At 71.0% G+C, this 13,449-nt stretch carries 11 protein-coding genes; 6 read left to right on the top strand and 5 right to left on the bottom strand.

Translation table 11 applies throughout. The features are described from left to right. Nucleotides 1-20: 20 nt before the first annotated feature. Nucleotides 21-824 carry a hypothetical protein gene (locus OG710_RS15590; protein WP_330242261.1) on the bottom strand — a complete coding sequence of 268 codons (804 nt, stop codon included), beginning with the start codon at nucleotides 822-824 and terminating at the stop codon, nucleotides 21-23. A 293-nt stretch (nucleotides 825-1,117) separates the two neighbouring features. On the opposite strand from OG710_RS15590, the gene OG710_RS15585 reads away from it, so the two are divergent. The 5 genes from OG710_RS15585 to cseC all read left to right on the top strand — a co-directional run bounded on the left by OG710_RS15585 (nucleotide 1,118) and on the right by cseC (nucleotide 5,718). Further along, nucleotides 1,118-2,020 (top strand): A/G-specific adenine glycosylase, encoded by a 903-nt coding sequence (locus OG710_RS15585; protein WP_330239867.1) that lies wholly within the window; start codon nucleotides 1,118-1,120, stop codon nucleotides 2,018-2,020. A gap of 357 nt (nucleotides 2,021-2,377) precedes the next feature. Continuing rightward, nucleotides 2,378-2,926, top strand: coding sequence for a SigE family RNA polymerase sigma factor (locus OG710_RS15580; protein ID WP_111330130.1), 549 nt, complete (start codon nucleotides 2,378-2,380; stop codon nucleotides 2,924-2,926). Further along, the gene (locus tag OG710_RS15575) at nucleotides 2,914-3,642 is read left to right on the top strand and encodes a hypothetical protein (RefSeq protein WP_330239866.1); all 729 of its coding nucleotides are present in this window, start codon (nucleotides 2,914-2,916) and stop codon (nucleotides 3,640-3,642) included. Before OG710_RS15580 ends, OG710_RS15575 begins: the two co-directional genes overlap by 13 nt. A 10-nt stretch (nucleotides 3,643-3,652) precedes the next feature. Beyond that, a complete protein-coding gene (cseB, locus tag OG710_RS15570; RefSeq protein ID WP_111330128.1) occupies nucleotides 3,653-4,357 on the top strand; it encodes a two-component system response regulator CseB in 705 nt (234 codons plus the stop codon). After that, a complete protein-coding gene (gene cseC, locus OG710_RS15565; protein ID WP_330239865.1) occupies nucleotides 4,354-5,718 on the top strand; it encodes a two-component system sensor histidine kinase CseC in 1,365 nt (454 codons plus the stop codon). Before cseB ends, cseC begins: the two co-directional genes overlap by 4 nt. Nucleotides 5,719-5,798: 80 nt before the next feature. On the opposite strand, the gene OG710_RS15560 is transcribed toward cseC, so the two are convergent. Then, nucleotides 5,799-7,382 carry an MDR family MFS transporter gene (locus OG710_RS15560; RefSeq protein ID WP_330239864.1) on the bottom strand — a complete coding sequence of 528 codons (1,584 nt, stop codon included), beginning with the start codon at nucleotides 7,380-7,382 and terminating at the stop codon, nucleotides 5,799-5,801. 122 nt (nucleotides 7,383-7,504) lie between these two features. Between OG710_RS15560 and OG710_RS15555 the strand changes: the two genes are divergently transcribed. Continuing rightward, complete coding sequence (locus OG710_RS15555) at nucleotides 7,505-8,089, top strand: TetR/AcrR family transcriptional regulator (protein ID WP_330239863.1); 585 nt, start codon at nucleotides 7,505-7,507, stop codon at nucleotides 8,087-8,089. A 25-nt stretch (nucleotides 8,090-8,114) separates the two neighbouring features. Here OG710_RS15555 and OG710_RS15550 read toward each other — a convergent pair whose 3' ends face one another. The 3 genes from OG710_RS15550 to OG710_RS15540 all read right to left on the bottom strand — a co-directional run bounded on the left by OG710_RS15550 (nucleotide 8,115) and on the right by OG710_RS15540 (nucleotide 13,214). After that, nucleotides 8,115-8,843 carry a M23 family metallopeptidase gene (locus OG710_RS15550; protein ID WP_330239862.1) on the bottom strand — a complete coding sequence of 243 codons (729 nt, stop codon included), beginning with the start codon at nucleotides 8,841-8,843 and terminating at the stop codon, nucleotides 8,115-8,117. Between the two features lie 337 nt (nucleotides 8,844-9,180). Next, nucleotides 9,181-10,395 (bottom strand): outer membrane protein assembly factor BamB family protein, encoded by a 1,215-nt coding sequence (locus OG710_RS15545; protein WP_443064262.1) that lies wholly within the window; start codon nucleotides 10,393-10,395, stop codon nucleotides 9,181-9,183. 290 nt (nucleotides 10,396-10,685) lie between these two features. Then, on the bottom strand, nucleotides 10,686-13,214 hold the full coding sequence (locus OG710_RS15540) for an ATP-dependent Clp protease ATP-binding subunit (protein ID WP_330239861.1): 2,529 nt from the start codon (nucleotides 13,212-13,214) through the stop codon (nucleotides 10,686-10,688). Nucleotides 13,215-13,449 lie beyond the last annotated feature (235 nt).

Here is a 13,449-nt window from a genome sequence, read left to right as displayed (position 1 = left end):
GGACCGGCTCCGGCCCGCGCTCAGTCCTTCGCGAGGACGAACGACGCGCGTTCCACCGGCTCGCCCGGTGCCTTGACCTCCACGAGGTACGTGCCGGGCCCGGCCTTCCCCGCCGGCGGCGTCGCGCACTTGGGGGCGCTCTTGGCGCGGTCCCACTCCACGGTGTGCACGACGGTCGTCGCGGCCGGCACCTCCAGGAGCACGGCGGCGGCCTTGCGCGGGCAGTCCTCGGACGACCAGACCTCTTCGTCGTCCCCGCCGGCCTCGGTGACGGTGAGCACCGCGTTCTTCGGGCCGAAGTCGGCCTTGCAGGCGGTGGACGAGGTGTTCGTGGCGTACAGCCGGAACTTCGGCTTCTCGTCGGGCGCGTAGCTGAGTTCGGTCTTGAGGCTCAGCCGGATCGAGCCCGGCGCGCAGTCGGGGAGCGAGGAGCCGGCCGGTACCGGACGCGCCGCCGAGACGCCGCTGCCGGTGCCCGAACCGGAGCCGGTGGCGGAGCCCGAACCGCCGCCCTGGGTACCGCCGTTGGTGCCGTTCGCGCCGGAGCCGCCGTCCGTACCGGCGGAGCCGCCGCCCGAACTGCCGCGCGTGTCACCGCCGGTGGAGCCGGAGCCGTCCGATCCGCCGTCGCCGCCCGGCCGCTCGGTGATCGCCGGGCCGGAACGGGAGGGTCCGGGGGTGATCGAGTGGGCCGGGCCGGAGGCGGGTGCCTTGGCGTCGTCCCGGGGTTTCCCCTTGCCGCCACCGGAGGTGACGGCCCATGCGACCAACAGCGCGACCAGGACGACCAGGGCCGCCGCGACCGCCCTCCGTCGCCAGTAGATGCTGGAAGGGAGCGGACCGATCGGATTGCGCAGAGATCCCACGCCCAAACTGTACGAGAGATCCGGACCAACTCCCGCCCCAACCGCCGCCCGAGGCCCCAAGATTTGCGGATCATCATCCCGCGAGGGCCAGTTCGGGCATCGGAGGGACCCGATGTGATCGTCCGTGATGAATCGTTTACTCAGAGTCGGCGACGCGAGGGCCCCGAAAAAAGGGCCATCGGCCAGTTGCCGCAACGGCACGCGGGGCGTGAAGCCACATACCGGAACGCCGTGTCAGGATCGAAGGTGCGATGACTGCCACGACTGCGACCCAGACGACCCCCGCCTCCCTCCACGCCCCCGTCATCGGGTGGTTCGACCAGCACGCCCGCGATCTTCCCTGGCGCCGCCCCGAGGCGGGCGCCTGGGGTGTGATGGTGAGCGAGTTCATGCTGCAGCAGACCCCCGTCAACCGCGTCCTGCCCGTGTACGAGCAGTGGCTGGCCCGCTGGCCGCGCCCCGCCGACCTGGCCGCCGAACCGCCCGGCGAGGCGGTCCGCGCCTGGGGCCGGCTCGGCTACCCGCGCCGCGCCCTGCGGCTGCACGGGGCCGCCCAGGCGATAACGGAACGGCACGGCGGCGACGTACCCAGCGAGCACGCCCAGCTGCTCGCCCTGCCCGGCATCGGCGAGTACACGGCGGCGGCCGTGGCCTCGTTCGCGTACCGGCAGCGCCACGCCGTCCTCGACACCAACGTCCGCCGTGTCTTCGCGCGGGCCGCCACCGGCATCCAGTACCCGCCGAACGCGACCACCGCCGCCGAGCGCAGGCTCGCCCGCCAGCTGCTGCCCGAGGAGGACGAGCGGGCGGCGCGGTGGGCGGCGGCCACGATGGAGCTGGGCGCCCTCGTCTGCACCGCGAAGAACGAGGACTGCTCGCGCTGCCCGATCGCCGACCGGTGCGCCTGGCGGCTCGCCGGGAAGCCCGCGCACCAGGGGCCGCCGCGCCGGGGCCAGACGTACGCCGGCACGGACCGCCAGGTGCGCGGCCGGCTCCTCGCCGTCCTGCGGGACTCGGTCGGCCCGGTCCCCCAGGCCGCGCTCGACGCGGTGTGGGAGGAGCCGGTGCAGCGCGCCCGCGCCCTGGACGGGCTGGTCGCCGACGGGCTCGTCGAGCCGCTGGCCGGAGGCCGCTACCGGCTTCCGCTGACCTGACGCACCCCGCCGTGACGGGCCCGGCGCGCCCGGGTTCGTCACAGCCCGGCGACCGGGCCCGCCCGGCTTCGTAACAGCCCTGGAACGGGCCCGCCCGCCCCGCGATCATGACGGGGCGGGCGGGCCCGTATCCGCGTCGGGGCGCGGGTCCGCGGCGGTCCCTCGTCCGGGTGCCCCCTCCCGCGCTGTTACACAACCGATGGACAGCCGTGCGTCCGCCTACGGCTGCTCCGCACAGCCTCGTGACAACAGCTCCGTAGCGTCACCGACGTCGGTCCGAATGACCAGCGGACCGGCAGCGGAACACGCAGGACGACGAGCGGTACTACGGGGTTATCGGGGATGGAGGCGGTTGTGATGGCGCAGGGCGAGGTGCTCGGCTTCGAGGAGTACGTACGGACCCGGCAGGAGGCGCTGCTGCGCAGTGCGCGCCGGCTCGTCCCGGACCCGGTGGACGCCCAGGACCTCCTCCAGACCGCGCTGGCCCGCACCTACGGCCGCTGGGACCGGATCGAGGACAAGTCGCTGGCCGACGCCTACCTGCGCCGCGTCATGATCAACACGCGCACCGAGTGGTGGCGGGCCCGCAAGCTCGACGAGGTCCCCACCGAGCAGCTCCCCGACGCGAGCATCGAGGACGGCACCGAGCAGCGCGCCGACCGTGCCCTGCTGATGGACATCCTCGGCGTGCTGGCGCCCAAGCAGCGCAGTGTCGTCGTGCTGCGACACTGGGAGCAGATGAGCACGGAGGAGACGGCGGCGGCGCTCGGCATGTCCGCCGGTACGGTGAAGAGCACGCTGCACCGTGCTCTGGCGCGGCTGCGCCAGGAACTGGAGAACAGGGAAGCGGCGAGCCGGGAGACCCGGCTCGCCGAGGAGCGGGGGCGGGAGCGGTGCGCGGCCTGACAGGCAGCGGTGACGACGGCAGGATCACCGGCAGAACGGGCGGGGGAACGACCGGCGGCGGGCCGACGCGCTCGCTGACCCGCTGGGCGGCGAGCAGTGCGGCACTGGCCGGGCTCGCCGTCTTCGGGCTGTTCGCCGTCAGCTGCTCCACCGGCGGCACGGGTACGCGGGACGAGGGCCCGGCGGGCACCGACCCGGTCGCCCGGGTCACCCCCAGTACGACGGCCGCGTCCACGGCCAGGCCCGCGCCCCGGGTGGACGCGGTCGCGCTGCTCAAGGCGGACCCGAAGGTGAGCGGCCGGGTCCGGATGGACCTGAAGCCGTGCAGCGGGGACGAGTACCCGGTGGACACCTCGTACGGAAAGCTCACCGGCGGCCCGGCCGCGGACGTCGTGGTGAACGTGATGACCTGCGGCGACTCCATCGGGGTCGGCACCTACGTCTACCGGCCGCGCGCCGACGGCACGTACCAGAACGTGTTTTCGGTCGAGCAGCCCGCCGTCTACGGCACCATCGACCGCGGAGACCTGGTGGTGACGATCCAGATGTACGAGAAGAAGGACCAGGTCGCCTACCCCTCGGGCGAGGAAGTGATCACGTACCACTGGGCGAGCGGCCGGTTCGGCGAGGAGGACCGGGTGCTGAACGACTTCAACCGAGCCGTGGGCACGGGCGACGAGGCCCTCCCCGAGCCCACGGAACCGCCGAGGAACTGAGAGCTCTGCGATGGCCGAGACCCATGTGCTGTTCGTCGAGGACGACGACGTGATCCGCGAGGCCACCCAGCTCGCCCTGGAACGGGTCGGCTTCGCCGTCACCGCGGTGCCGGACGGGCTGACCGGGCTGGAGGCGTTCCGGGCCGACCGGCCCGACATCGCCCTGCTCGACGTGATGGTCCCCGGCCTGGACGGGGTGAGCCTGTGCCGCCGCATCCGGGACGAGTCGACGGTTCCCGTGATCATGCTGTCGGCGCGGGCCGACTCCATCGACGTGGTCCTCGGCCTGGAGGCCGGCGCCGACGACTACGTCACCAAGCCGTTCGACGGGGCCGTCCTGGTGGCCCGGATCAGGGCCGTGCTGCGCCGCTTCGGCCATGCCTCGGGCGACGCGTCCGGCTCCGGCCGGCCGGAGCCCGCGCCGGAGGGCGGGGTGCTGGTCTTCGGGGACCTGGAGGTCGACACCGAGGGCATGGAGGTGCGCAGGGGCGGTACGCATGTGGCGCTGACCCCCACCGAGATGCGGCTGCTCCTCGAATTCTCCTCGGCGCCCGGCACCGTGCTCTCCCGCGACAAGCTCCTCGAGCGGGTGTGGGACTACGGCTGGGGCGGGGACACCCGGGTGGTGGACGTCCATGTGCAGCGGCTGCGCACGAAGATCGGCCAGGACCGCATCGAGACGGTCCGCGGTTTCGGCTACAAGCTCCGCGCATGAGGCGGCCCTCCCTGCGGACCGGGGTCCGCTGGAAGATCAGCATCGCGATCGCGGCGGTCGGGGCGCTGATCGCGGTCGCGCTCAGCCTGGTGGTGCACAACGCGGCCCGGGTCTCGATGCTGGAGAACGCCCGCGAGGTGCAGCTGGAGCGGCTGACGTACGCGCAGCTGCTCTACGAGTCGCGGGGCGCGAAGAAGGCCGATCCCCGGTTCGGGGCGAAGCTGAACGACCCGACGATGCCGCAGAGCCTGCGCGAGGAGACCCGGCGCAACCGCCGAGCCACGCATGTGGACGACTCCGGCAAGGTGCCCGACGTCTGGGCGGCGGTGCCGGTGGGCAACGGGAACGTGCTGTCGCTGCACACCCGGTTCGCGGACCGCTCGGTCACGATCATGGGCGACCTGGACCGGGCGCTGCTGATCGGTTCGGTCTCGGTGGTCCTGGGCGGTTCGGCGCTGGGCGTGCTGATCGGCGGCCAGCTCTCGCGCCGGCTGCGGAAGGCCGCGGCCGCCGCCGGAAGGGTGGCCCAGGGCCATACGGACGTCCGGGTCAGGGACGCGGTCGGCGGGGTCGTCCGCGACGAGACCGATGAGCTGGCCGGTGCGGTGGACGCGCTGACCGACGCGCTGAACGAGCGGATCGAGGCGGAGCGCCGGGTCACGGCGGACATCGCGCACGAGCTGCGGACCCCGGTGACCGGGCTGCTGACGGCGGCGGAGCTGCTGCCGCCGGGCCGGCCGACCGAGCTGGTGCGGGACCGGGCGCAGGCGATGCGCACGCTGGTCGAGGATGTGCTGGAGGTGGCCCGGCTGGACAGCGCGTCGGAGCGGGCCGAGCTCCAGGAGATAGCGCTGGGCGAGTTCGTCGCCCGCCGGGTGGCGCTGCTGGACCCGCAGGTGCGGGTGCGGGTGGTGCACGAGTCGTGGGTGAACACCGATCCGCGCCGCCTCGAACGCATCCTGGGCAATCTGCTGGGCAACGCCGCCAAGCATGGCTCGACCCCGGTGGAGGTCACGGTCGAGGGCCGGGTGGTCCGGGTCCGCGACCACGGGCCCGGTTTCCCGGCGGCGCTGCTGCGGGAGGGGCCGAGCCGGTTCCGTACCGGGGCGACCGACCGGGCGGGTCACGGCCACGGGCTCGGGCTGACGATCGCGGCCGGGCAGGCGCGGGTGCTGGGGGCCCGGCTGACCTTCCGCAACGCGGCGCCGGAGGGTGCGGCGGCGGGCGAGGGCGGGGCGGTCGCGGTGCTGTGGCTGCCCGAGCACGCGCCCACGGACACGGGCAGCTATCCGATGCTGCAGTTCGCGGAGCAGCGGGTCCCGGAGGCGGAGGACGGTACGCGGGCGAAGCGCGGCGGCTGAGACGGGCGAGGGCCCCCGGACGGATGCTCCGGGGGCCCTTGGTGTCGGCGTACGGCCGTTGGCGTTGGCGTACGGGGGGCTCAGATCTCCGCGACCGCCGGGGCGGCCTTCGCCTCGGGGCCGGCGCCGCGCAGCGGGACCTCCTTGACGAACAGGGAGGCGACGACCGCGATCAGGCCGACCGACGCGGCGACCGTGAACGCGATGTGGGTGCCGGACGCCACGGCGAACTCGTACGCCTCGCGGGCCTGTGCGGGCAGCTTGGCGAGACCGGCGGCGTCCAGCTGGGCGGAGTGCGCGGTGGCCGCGCCGCCGCCTCGGGAGGCCATCTCGTCCTGGACCCGGCCGGTGAACAGCGCGCCCATGATGGCGACGCCGAACGAGCTGCCGAGCGTACGGAAGAGGGTGGTGGAGGACGAGGCGACGCCCATGTCCTTCATCTCGACGCTGTTCTGCGCGACGAGCATGGTGATCTGCATCAGGAAGCCCATGCCGGCGCCGAGCACCGCCATGTAGATGCCGGAGGTCAGCCGGGTCGTGCCGGTGTCCATCCGCGCGAGGAGGAACAGGCCGGCGACCATGAGGATCGAGCCCACGATGGGGAAGACCTTGTACCGGCCGGTGCTGGTGGTGACCCGGCCCGCGACGAGCGAGACGAGCATCATCGCGAGCAGCATCGGCAGGAGCAGCAGCCCGGAGTTGGTCGCGGACGCGCCCTGGACGGACTGCTGGTAGAGCGGCAGGAAGAGCACCGCGCCGAACATCACGAACCCGGCCATGAAGCCGACCACGGACATGAGCGTGAAGTTGCGGTTGCGGAAGATGTGGAGCGGGATGATCGGTTCGTCGGCCCTGGTCTCGACGAAGAGGAAGCCGGCCAGCGCGGCGACGCCGATCCCGATCAGCTCCATGATGACCGCGGAGTCCCAGTCGTACTCGGAACCGCCCCAGGTGGTGACGAGCACGATGGCGGTGATGCCCACGGTGAGCAGCGCGGCGCCCAGGTAGTCGACCTTGCGGGTGGTGCGCTCGCGCGCGGGCAGGTGGAGCACCGTGGTGATCATGACGAGGGCGACGGCGCCCAGCGGCAGGTTGATGTAGAAGCTCCAGCGCCAGCCGAGGTGGTCGGTAAGGGTGCCGCCGACGAGCGGTCCGCCGATCATGGCGATGGCCATCACGCCGGCCATCATGCCCTGGTACTTGCCGCGCTCGCGGGGCGGCACGAGGTCGCCGATGATCGCCATGACGCCGACCATCAGGCCGCCGGCGCCGAGTCCCTGGACGGCCCGGAAGCCGATGAGCTGGCCCATGTCCTGGGCCATGCCGCTGAGCACCGAGCCGATCAGGAAGATCACGATGGACGTGAGGAAGATGCCCTTGCGTCCGTACATGTCGCCGAGCTTGCCCCAGATGGGGGTGGAGGCGGCGGTGGCCAGGGTGTAGGAGGTGACGACCCAGGAGAGGTGTTCCAGGCCGCCGAGGTCACCGACGATGGTCGGCATCGCGGTGCCGACGATCAGGTTGTCCAGCATCGCCAGCAGCATGGCGATCATCAGGGCGAGGATCACCACCCGGACGCTGCGCTGCGGCGGACCCTGGGGTTCCGCCGGGCCGGCCGGTGGGCCGTCCTTCTTCTCGTCCTTGGTCTTGATGAGATCCGCCATCGTCCCCAGCTCCCCGATTCATCCCGCTCGCCGAACCCTTACTTGCCGCCCGGCTAGTTATTACACTGAGGGAAGGTAGACCCGTAACTAGCCGGGCGTCAAGTAAGTTTTGGGAGAGCACCATGGGCAGCACGCCGCAGCCGCGCCGGGGCAACACGCGCCAGCGCATTCAGGACGTCGCCCTGGAGCTCTTCGCCGAGCAGGGCTACGAGAAGACCTCGCTCCGGGAGATCGCCGAACAGCTGGACGTCACCAAGGCGGCGCTCTACTACCACTTCAAGACGAAGGAAGACATCCTCGTCAGCATCTTCGAGGACCTGAACCGGCCGGTGGAGGAGCTGCTTGCCTGGGGCGAGCGGCAGCCGCGCACCCTGGAGACGAAGAAGGAGATCCTGCGCCGCTACAGCGAGGCGCTGGCCGAGGCGGCCCCGCTCTTCCGCTTCATGCAGGAGAACCAGGCGACGGTACGGGACCTGAGCATCGGCGAGACCATCAAGCACCGGGTCCTGGGGCTGGTCGACCTGATCAAGGACCCGGGCGCGCCCCTCACCGACCAGGTGCGGTGCTTCAGCGCGCTCTTCACGATGCACGCCGGGATGCTCGCCCTCCAGGACGCCGAAGGCGACCCCGAGGAGAAGCGGAAGGCCGCTCTCGAGGTCGCCGTCGAACTGGTGGTCCGGGCCCATGACCCGGAGGCCCCCCAGTAGCGGAGGGGGCGGGGCCACGGCCGGATCAGACCGTGATGCCGTGCTTGTGCAGGAAGTTGACCGGGTTGACCGCCGAACCGTAGTTCGGGGTGGTCCGGATCTCGAAGTGCAGGTGCGGGCCGCTGGAGTTGCCGGTGTTGCCGGACAGGGCGATCTTCTGGCCCTTCTTCACGTGCTGGCCGATGTGCACGTCGATCTTGGACAGGTGCGCGTACTGGGAGTACGTGCCGTTGCCGTGCGAGATCACGACGGCGTTGCCGTACGCCGGGCCGTCGCCGCCGCCGTTCGGGCCGGCCTTGACGACGGTGCCGCCGTGGGCGGCGCCGACCTTGGTGCCGATCGGCACGGCGAAGTCCTGGCCGGAGTGCTTGTGCGCCCAGCGGCTGCCGTCGTTGCCGTAGCTCGCGCTCAGCTCGTAGTGCGTGACCGGCGACTTCCAGGGAAGCTTCGCGGCTGCCTTCTTCTTGGCGGCGGCCTTCTTCTTCGCGGCCGCGGCCTTCTTCTTGGCCTCCTCCGCCTTCTTGGCGGCGGTGTGCTCGGCGGCCTTGCCCTGCGCGGCCGCCTGCTTGGCGACCGAGTCGGCGGTGACCGAGCCGGCCAGGACCGGGGCCTGGGGGGCGTCCGCATGGCCGGCCGCGAACGCAGCGCCCGCACCGAGAACCATCGACGTCCCCAGGCCGGCTGCCACCACGGCGCCACGGACACGGGACACGGACGGGCGGCGGCGGGGCTGGAACGTAACGCGCTTCGACATAAGCGGAAATCCTCCGGAGATGACTGGACCCGGCGGTGCGCCGGGCTGGCCATACCTTGGTAACCCGCACCCCCGCCGGTGCTCAAACACCCCATCTACGAACAAAAGCCGTAGCGATCACCGGGGGAATTCACCGGCCGCGTAACCGGAATCACCCTCTTTGATGCCGGTCGCCCGATATGCCAAGGGCCCGTTCGCCGGAGGGCGGCAAGCCCCCCGACGAATCGGGCCCGTTTCTCCTATGGCGGCTAGTAGGCCCTGAACGGCCTGTGCGCCTTGTCACCGGCGGTGGGACCGAAGGCCGTCCGTTTCGGGACCTTCGACCCGGTGCCGGGCGCTACCCCACGGGCAGCGCGGTCACCTTCTTCGCGTGCAGCCCGACCACGGTCCTGCCGCCTGCCGCCAGATACCAGCGGTCGATGTCGCCGGAGCCGTCGTTGTACGTCCACAGCACCTTGCCGTTCGCCGGGTCGAAGGCGTGGACGCCGCCGTTCTTGTCGAACTGGGTCGCCCCGTAGAGGACGTCGCCCACCTTGGCGAACTGCCAGGGGGCGGCCACGTCCAGGCTTCCCTTGTTGTGCCAGTGGCGCTTTCCGGTCGCCGGGTCGGCCGCCCACAGGCCGTGGGCGGTGTCGGAGACGTACAGCACGCCGTCCAGCACGGCCGGGTCGTTGAACCGGCTGTACTTCTCCGTCGCGAAGGACCAGCGCTCCGCGCCCGTCTCCAGGTCGAAGGCGCGCAGCCGCTCGCCGATCGCCACGACGACCAGGCCGTCGTGGACCGCGAAGCCCCGGTTGCTGGTGCGGCCGACCTTCTTCGTCCACACCTGGTGGCCGGTCGCGGTGTCCCGGACCGTGAGGTTCTCGCGGAAGTCGGTGTAGACGAGGCGCTTGCCGACGGCCTGCGCGGTGATGCCGTACTGGTCGGTGCCGTGGTCGCGCTGCTCGCGCCAGACGACCTTGCCGGAACCGGTGGCGATGGCGGCGATCACGTTGTCCGGGGTCCGGAAGTTCTTGTCCAGGATTCCCGCGATGACGTAGACGTGGTCGGCGTCCGCCGCGATGACCCGCGGCTGCGCGTACTCCTTGTCGCCCAGCCGGCTGCGCCAGGTGTCCCGGCCGGTCCTGGGGTCGAGCCCGATGACGTTGCCGTCGTAGCGGGCGCTGGCCAGGTAGAGGGTGCCGTCAGCGATCAGCATGCTCGCGCCGGGGGTGGTCACCTCCGCGCGGGACCAGATCTCCTTGCCGGTGGCCAGGTCGCGGGCCACCAGCGGGTCGCCGGAGACGAGGACCACGTCGTCCACCACGGCGACCCCGGCTATCCAGGCCAGTCCGTCGAAGGTGGTGGCGTGCTGCCAGGCCGGCTCGGGCTTTCCGCCCGGCGCGGCGCCGCCGCCCGGCTTCTTCGAGCCCGAGCCCCCGCCCGGCTCCGAACCGCCGCCCTCGATCGGCTCCTCCACCGGACCGCAGGCCGCGGTCCCGGCGCCCAGCGCCAGCAGCCCGGCTCCGGCCAGCCCGATCATCCGCCTGCGTGACACTTCGCCTCTGCCCATGGCGTGCCCATCCCCCTTGCCGCTCAACTCTCCGGGGCTCTTCGTTTGCGAACGAAAAACCTTCCCCGGGCAGGACGCCCGAGGCGGGGCCAGATTAACGAGCCGATTTCGGCCAACGCGCGTAGCGAACGCGACCGGGACCCTTCTGTGACGCGGCTGTCACCGTCGCGCATGCGAAAACAAAGAGAGCGCACATACGGAAAAGGAGCGGCCCCGGCCGGTCGAAACCGGTCCGGGGCCGCTCCTTTGGACGTTCGGGCCCTACCGCCCCGCAGGGCGGCGGTGGCCGCTCACGCCTCCTTCGTCATGTTCGGGCCGGCGCCGCCTGCCGCCTGCTCGATCGGCGGGACGTCGGGCAGTGCCGACTTCTCCTCGCCGCGGAAGGTGAACTTCTCGTCGTCGCCCTCGCCCTCGCTGCCGACGACCACGATGTGGCCGGGGCGCAGCTCGCCGAAGAGGATCTTCTCGGAGAGGACGTCCTCGATCTCGCGCTGGATCGTCCGGCGCAGCGGCCGGGCGCCCATCACGGGGTCGTAGCCCTTCCGGGCCAGCAGCTTCTTGGCGTCCGTGCTGAGCTCGATGCCCATGTCACGGTCCTTGAGCCGCTCGTCCACCTTGGCGACCATCAGGTCGACGATCTCGATGATGTCTTCCTGGCTGAGCTGGTGGAAGACGACGGTGTCGTCGACACGGTTGAGGAACTCGGGCCGGAAGTGCTGCTTGAGCTCTTCGTTGACCTTGACCTTCATCCGCTCGTAGTTGGTCTTGACGTCGCCCTGGGCGGCGAAGCCCAGGTTGAAGCCCTTGGAGATGTCCCGCGTCCCGAGGTTGGTCGTCATGATGATGACCGTGTTCTTGAAGTCCACGACCCGGCCCTGGGAGTCGGTCAGGCGACCGTCCTCCAGGATCTGGAGCAGGGAGTTGAAGATGTCGGGGTGGGCCTTCTCGACCTCGTCGAACAGGACGACGGAGAACGGCTTGCGGCGCACCTTCTCGGTGAGCTGCCCGCCCTCCTCGTAGCCCACGTAGCCGGGGGGCGAACCGAAGAGGCGCGAGACCGTGTGCTTCTCGCTGAACTCCGACATGTCGAGGGAGATCAGCGCGTCCTCGTCGCCGAAGAGGAACTCGGCGAGCGTCTTGGACAGCTCGGTCTTACCGACACCGGACGGGCCGGCGAAGATGAACGAACCACCGGGGCGCTTCGGGTCCTTGAGGCCGGCCCGCGTACGGCGGATGGCCTGCGAGAGCGCCTTGATGGCGTCCTTCTGCCCGATGACGCGCTTGTGGAGCTCGTCCTCCATGCGCAGCAGCCGGGAGGACTCCTCCTCCGTCAGCTTGAAGACCGGGATGCCGGTGGCGGTGGCGAGGACCTCGGCGATCAGCTCGCCGTCGACCTCGGCCACGACGTCCATGTCGCCGGCCTTCCACTCCTTCTCGCGCTTGGCCTTCGCCGCCAGCAGCTGCTTCTCCTTGTCGCGGAGGGAGGCTGCCTTCTCGAAGTCCTGGGAGTCGATGGCCGACTCCTTGTCGCGGCGGACGCCCGCGATCTTCTCGTCGAACTCGCGGAGGTCCGGCGGCGCGGTCATCCGGCGGATGCGCATCCGGGAACCGGCCTCGTCGATCAGGTCGATCGCCTTGTCCGGCAGGAAGCGGTCCGAGATGTAGCGGTCGGCCAGCGTGGCGGCCTGGACCAGCGCCTCGTCCGTGATGGACACGCGGTGGTGGGCCTCGTAGCGGTCGCGCAGACCCTTGAGGATCTCGATGGTGTGCGGCAGCGACGGCTCGGCGACCTGGATGGGCTGGAAGCGGCGCTCCAGCGCGGCGTCCTTCTCCAGGTGCTTGCGGTACTCGTCGAGCGTGGTGGCACCGATGGTCTGCAGCTCGCCCCGCGCCAGCATCGGCTTGAGGATGCTCGCGGCGTCGATCGCGCCCTCGGCGGCGCCCGCACCCACCAGGGTGTGCAGCTCGTCGATGAACAGGATGATGTCGCCGCGGGTGCGGATCTCCTTGAGGACCTTCTTCAGGCGCTCCTCGAAGTCACCGCGGTAGCGGGAGCCGGCGACCAGCGCGCCGAGGTCCAGGGTGTAGAGGTGCTTGTCCTTGAGGGTCTCGGGCACCTCGCCCTTGACGATGGCCTGCGCCAGGCCCTCGACGACCGCCGTCTTGCCGACGCCGGGCTCGCCGATGAGGACCGGGTTGTTCTTCGTACGGCGGGAGAGCACCTGCATGACCCGCTCGATCTCCTTCTCGCGCCCGATGACCGGGTCGAGCTTGGATTCGCGGGCGGCCTGCGTGAGGTTGCGGCCGAACTGGTCGAGCACCAGCGAGGTGGAGGGCGTGCCCTCGGCGGGGCCGCCGGCGGTGGCCGCCTCCTTGCCGCCGGAGTATCCGGACAGCAGCTGGATGACCTGCTGGCGCACCCGGTTCAGGTCGGCGCCGAGCTTCACGAGGACCTGGGCGGCGACGCCCTCGCCCTCGCGGATCAGGCCGAGCAGGATGTGCTCCGTGCCGATGTAGTTGTGGCCGAGCTGGAGGGCCTCGCGGAGCGAGAGCTCCAGGACCTTCTTGGCTCGGGGAGTGAAGGGGATGTGGCCGGACGGGGCCTGCTGGCCCTGGCCGATGATCTCCTCCACCTGCTGGCGGACCGCCTCGAGCGAAATCCCGAGGCTCTCCAGGGCCTTAGCGGCGACACCCTCACCCTCGTGGATCAGGCCCAGGAGGATGTGCTCGGTGCCGATGTAGTTGTGGTTGAGCATCCGGGCTTCTTCCTGAGCCAGGACGACAACCCGCCGCGCGCGGTCGGTGAACCTCTCGAACATCGTTAATCGCTCCTCAGAGCGGTCAGGCAGTAAGGGGGCGGTCCCCTCCCTGTCCTTCCGCAGCTTAGTCCCGCAAGCGGGGACCGCTCATTTCAACGGCCGACACTCGGCCCTGCTTCCTGGCGGATACCCGCCCCGAACGCCGACAACTGCTCCAACTCGATGGTGCGAGACGATGTTCCCGCAGGCCAGACAGATACCCGAGTCGCCAGTACGCCGATGGCGAACGTGAGAC

The organism is Streptomyces sp. NBC_00525 (assembly GCF_036346595.1).
Classification (GTDB): Bacteria; Actinomycetota; Actinomycetes; order Streptomycetales; family Streptomycetaceae; genus Streptomyces.
Note: the sequence above shows the minus strand (reverse complement) of the source record. Positions and strands in the feature narration are given on the sequence as shown.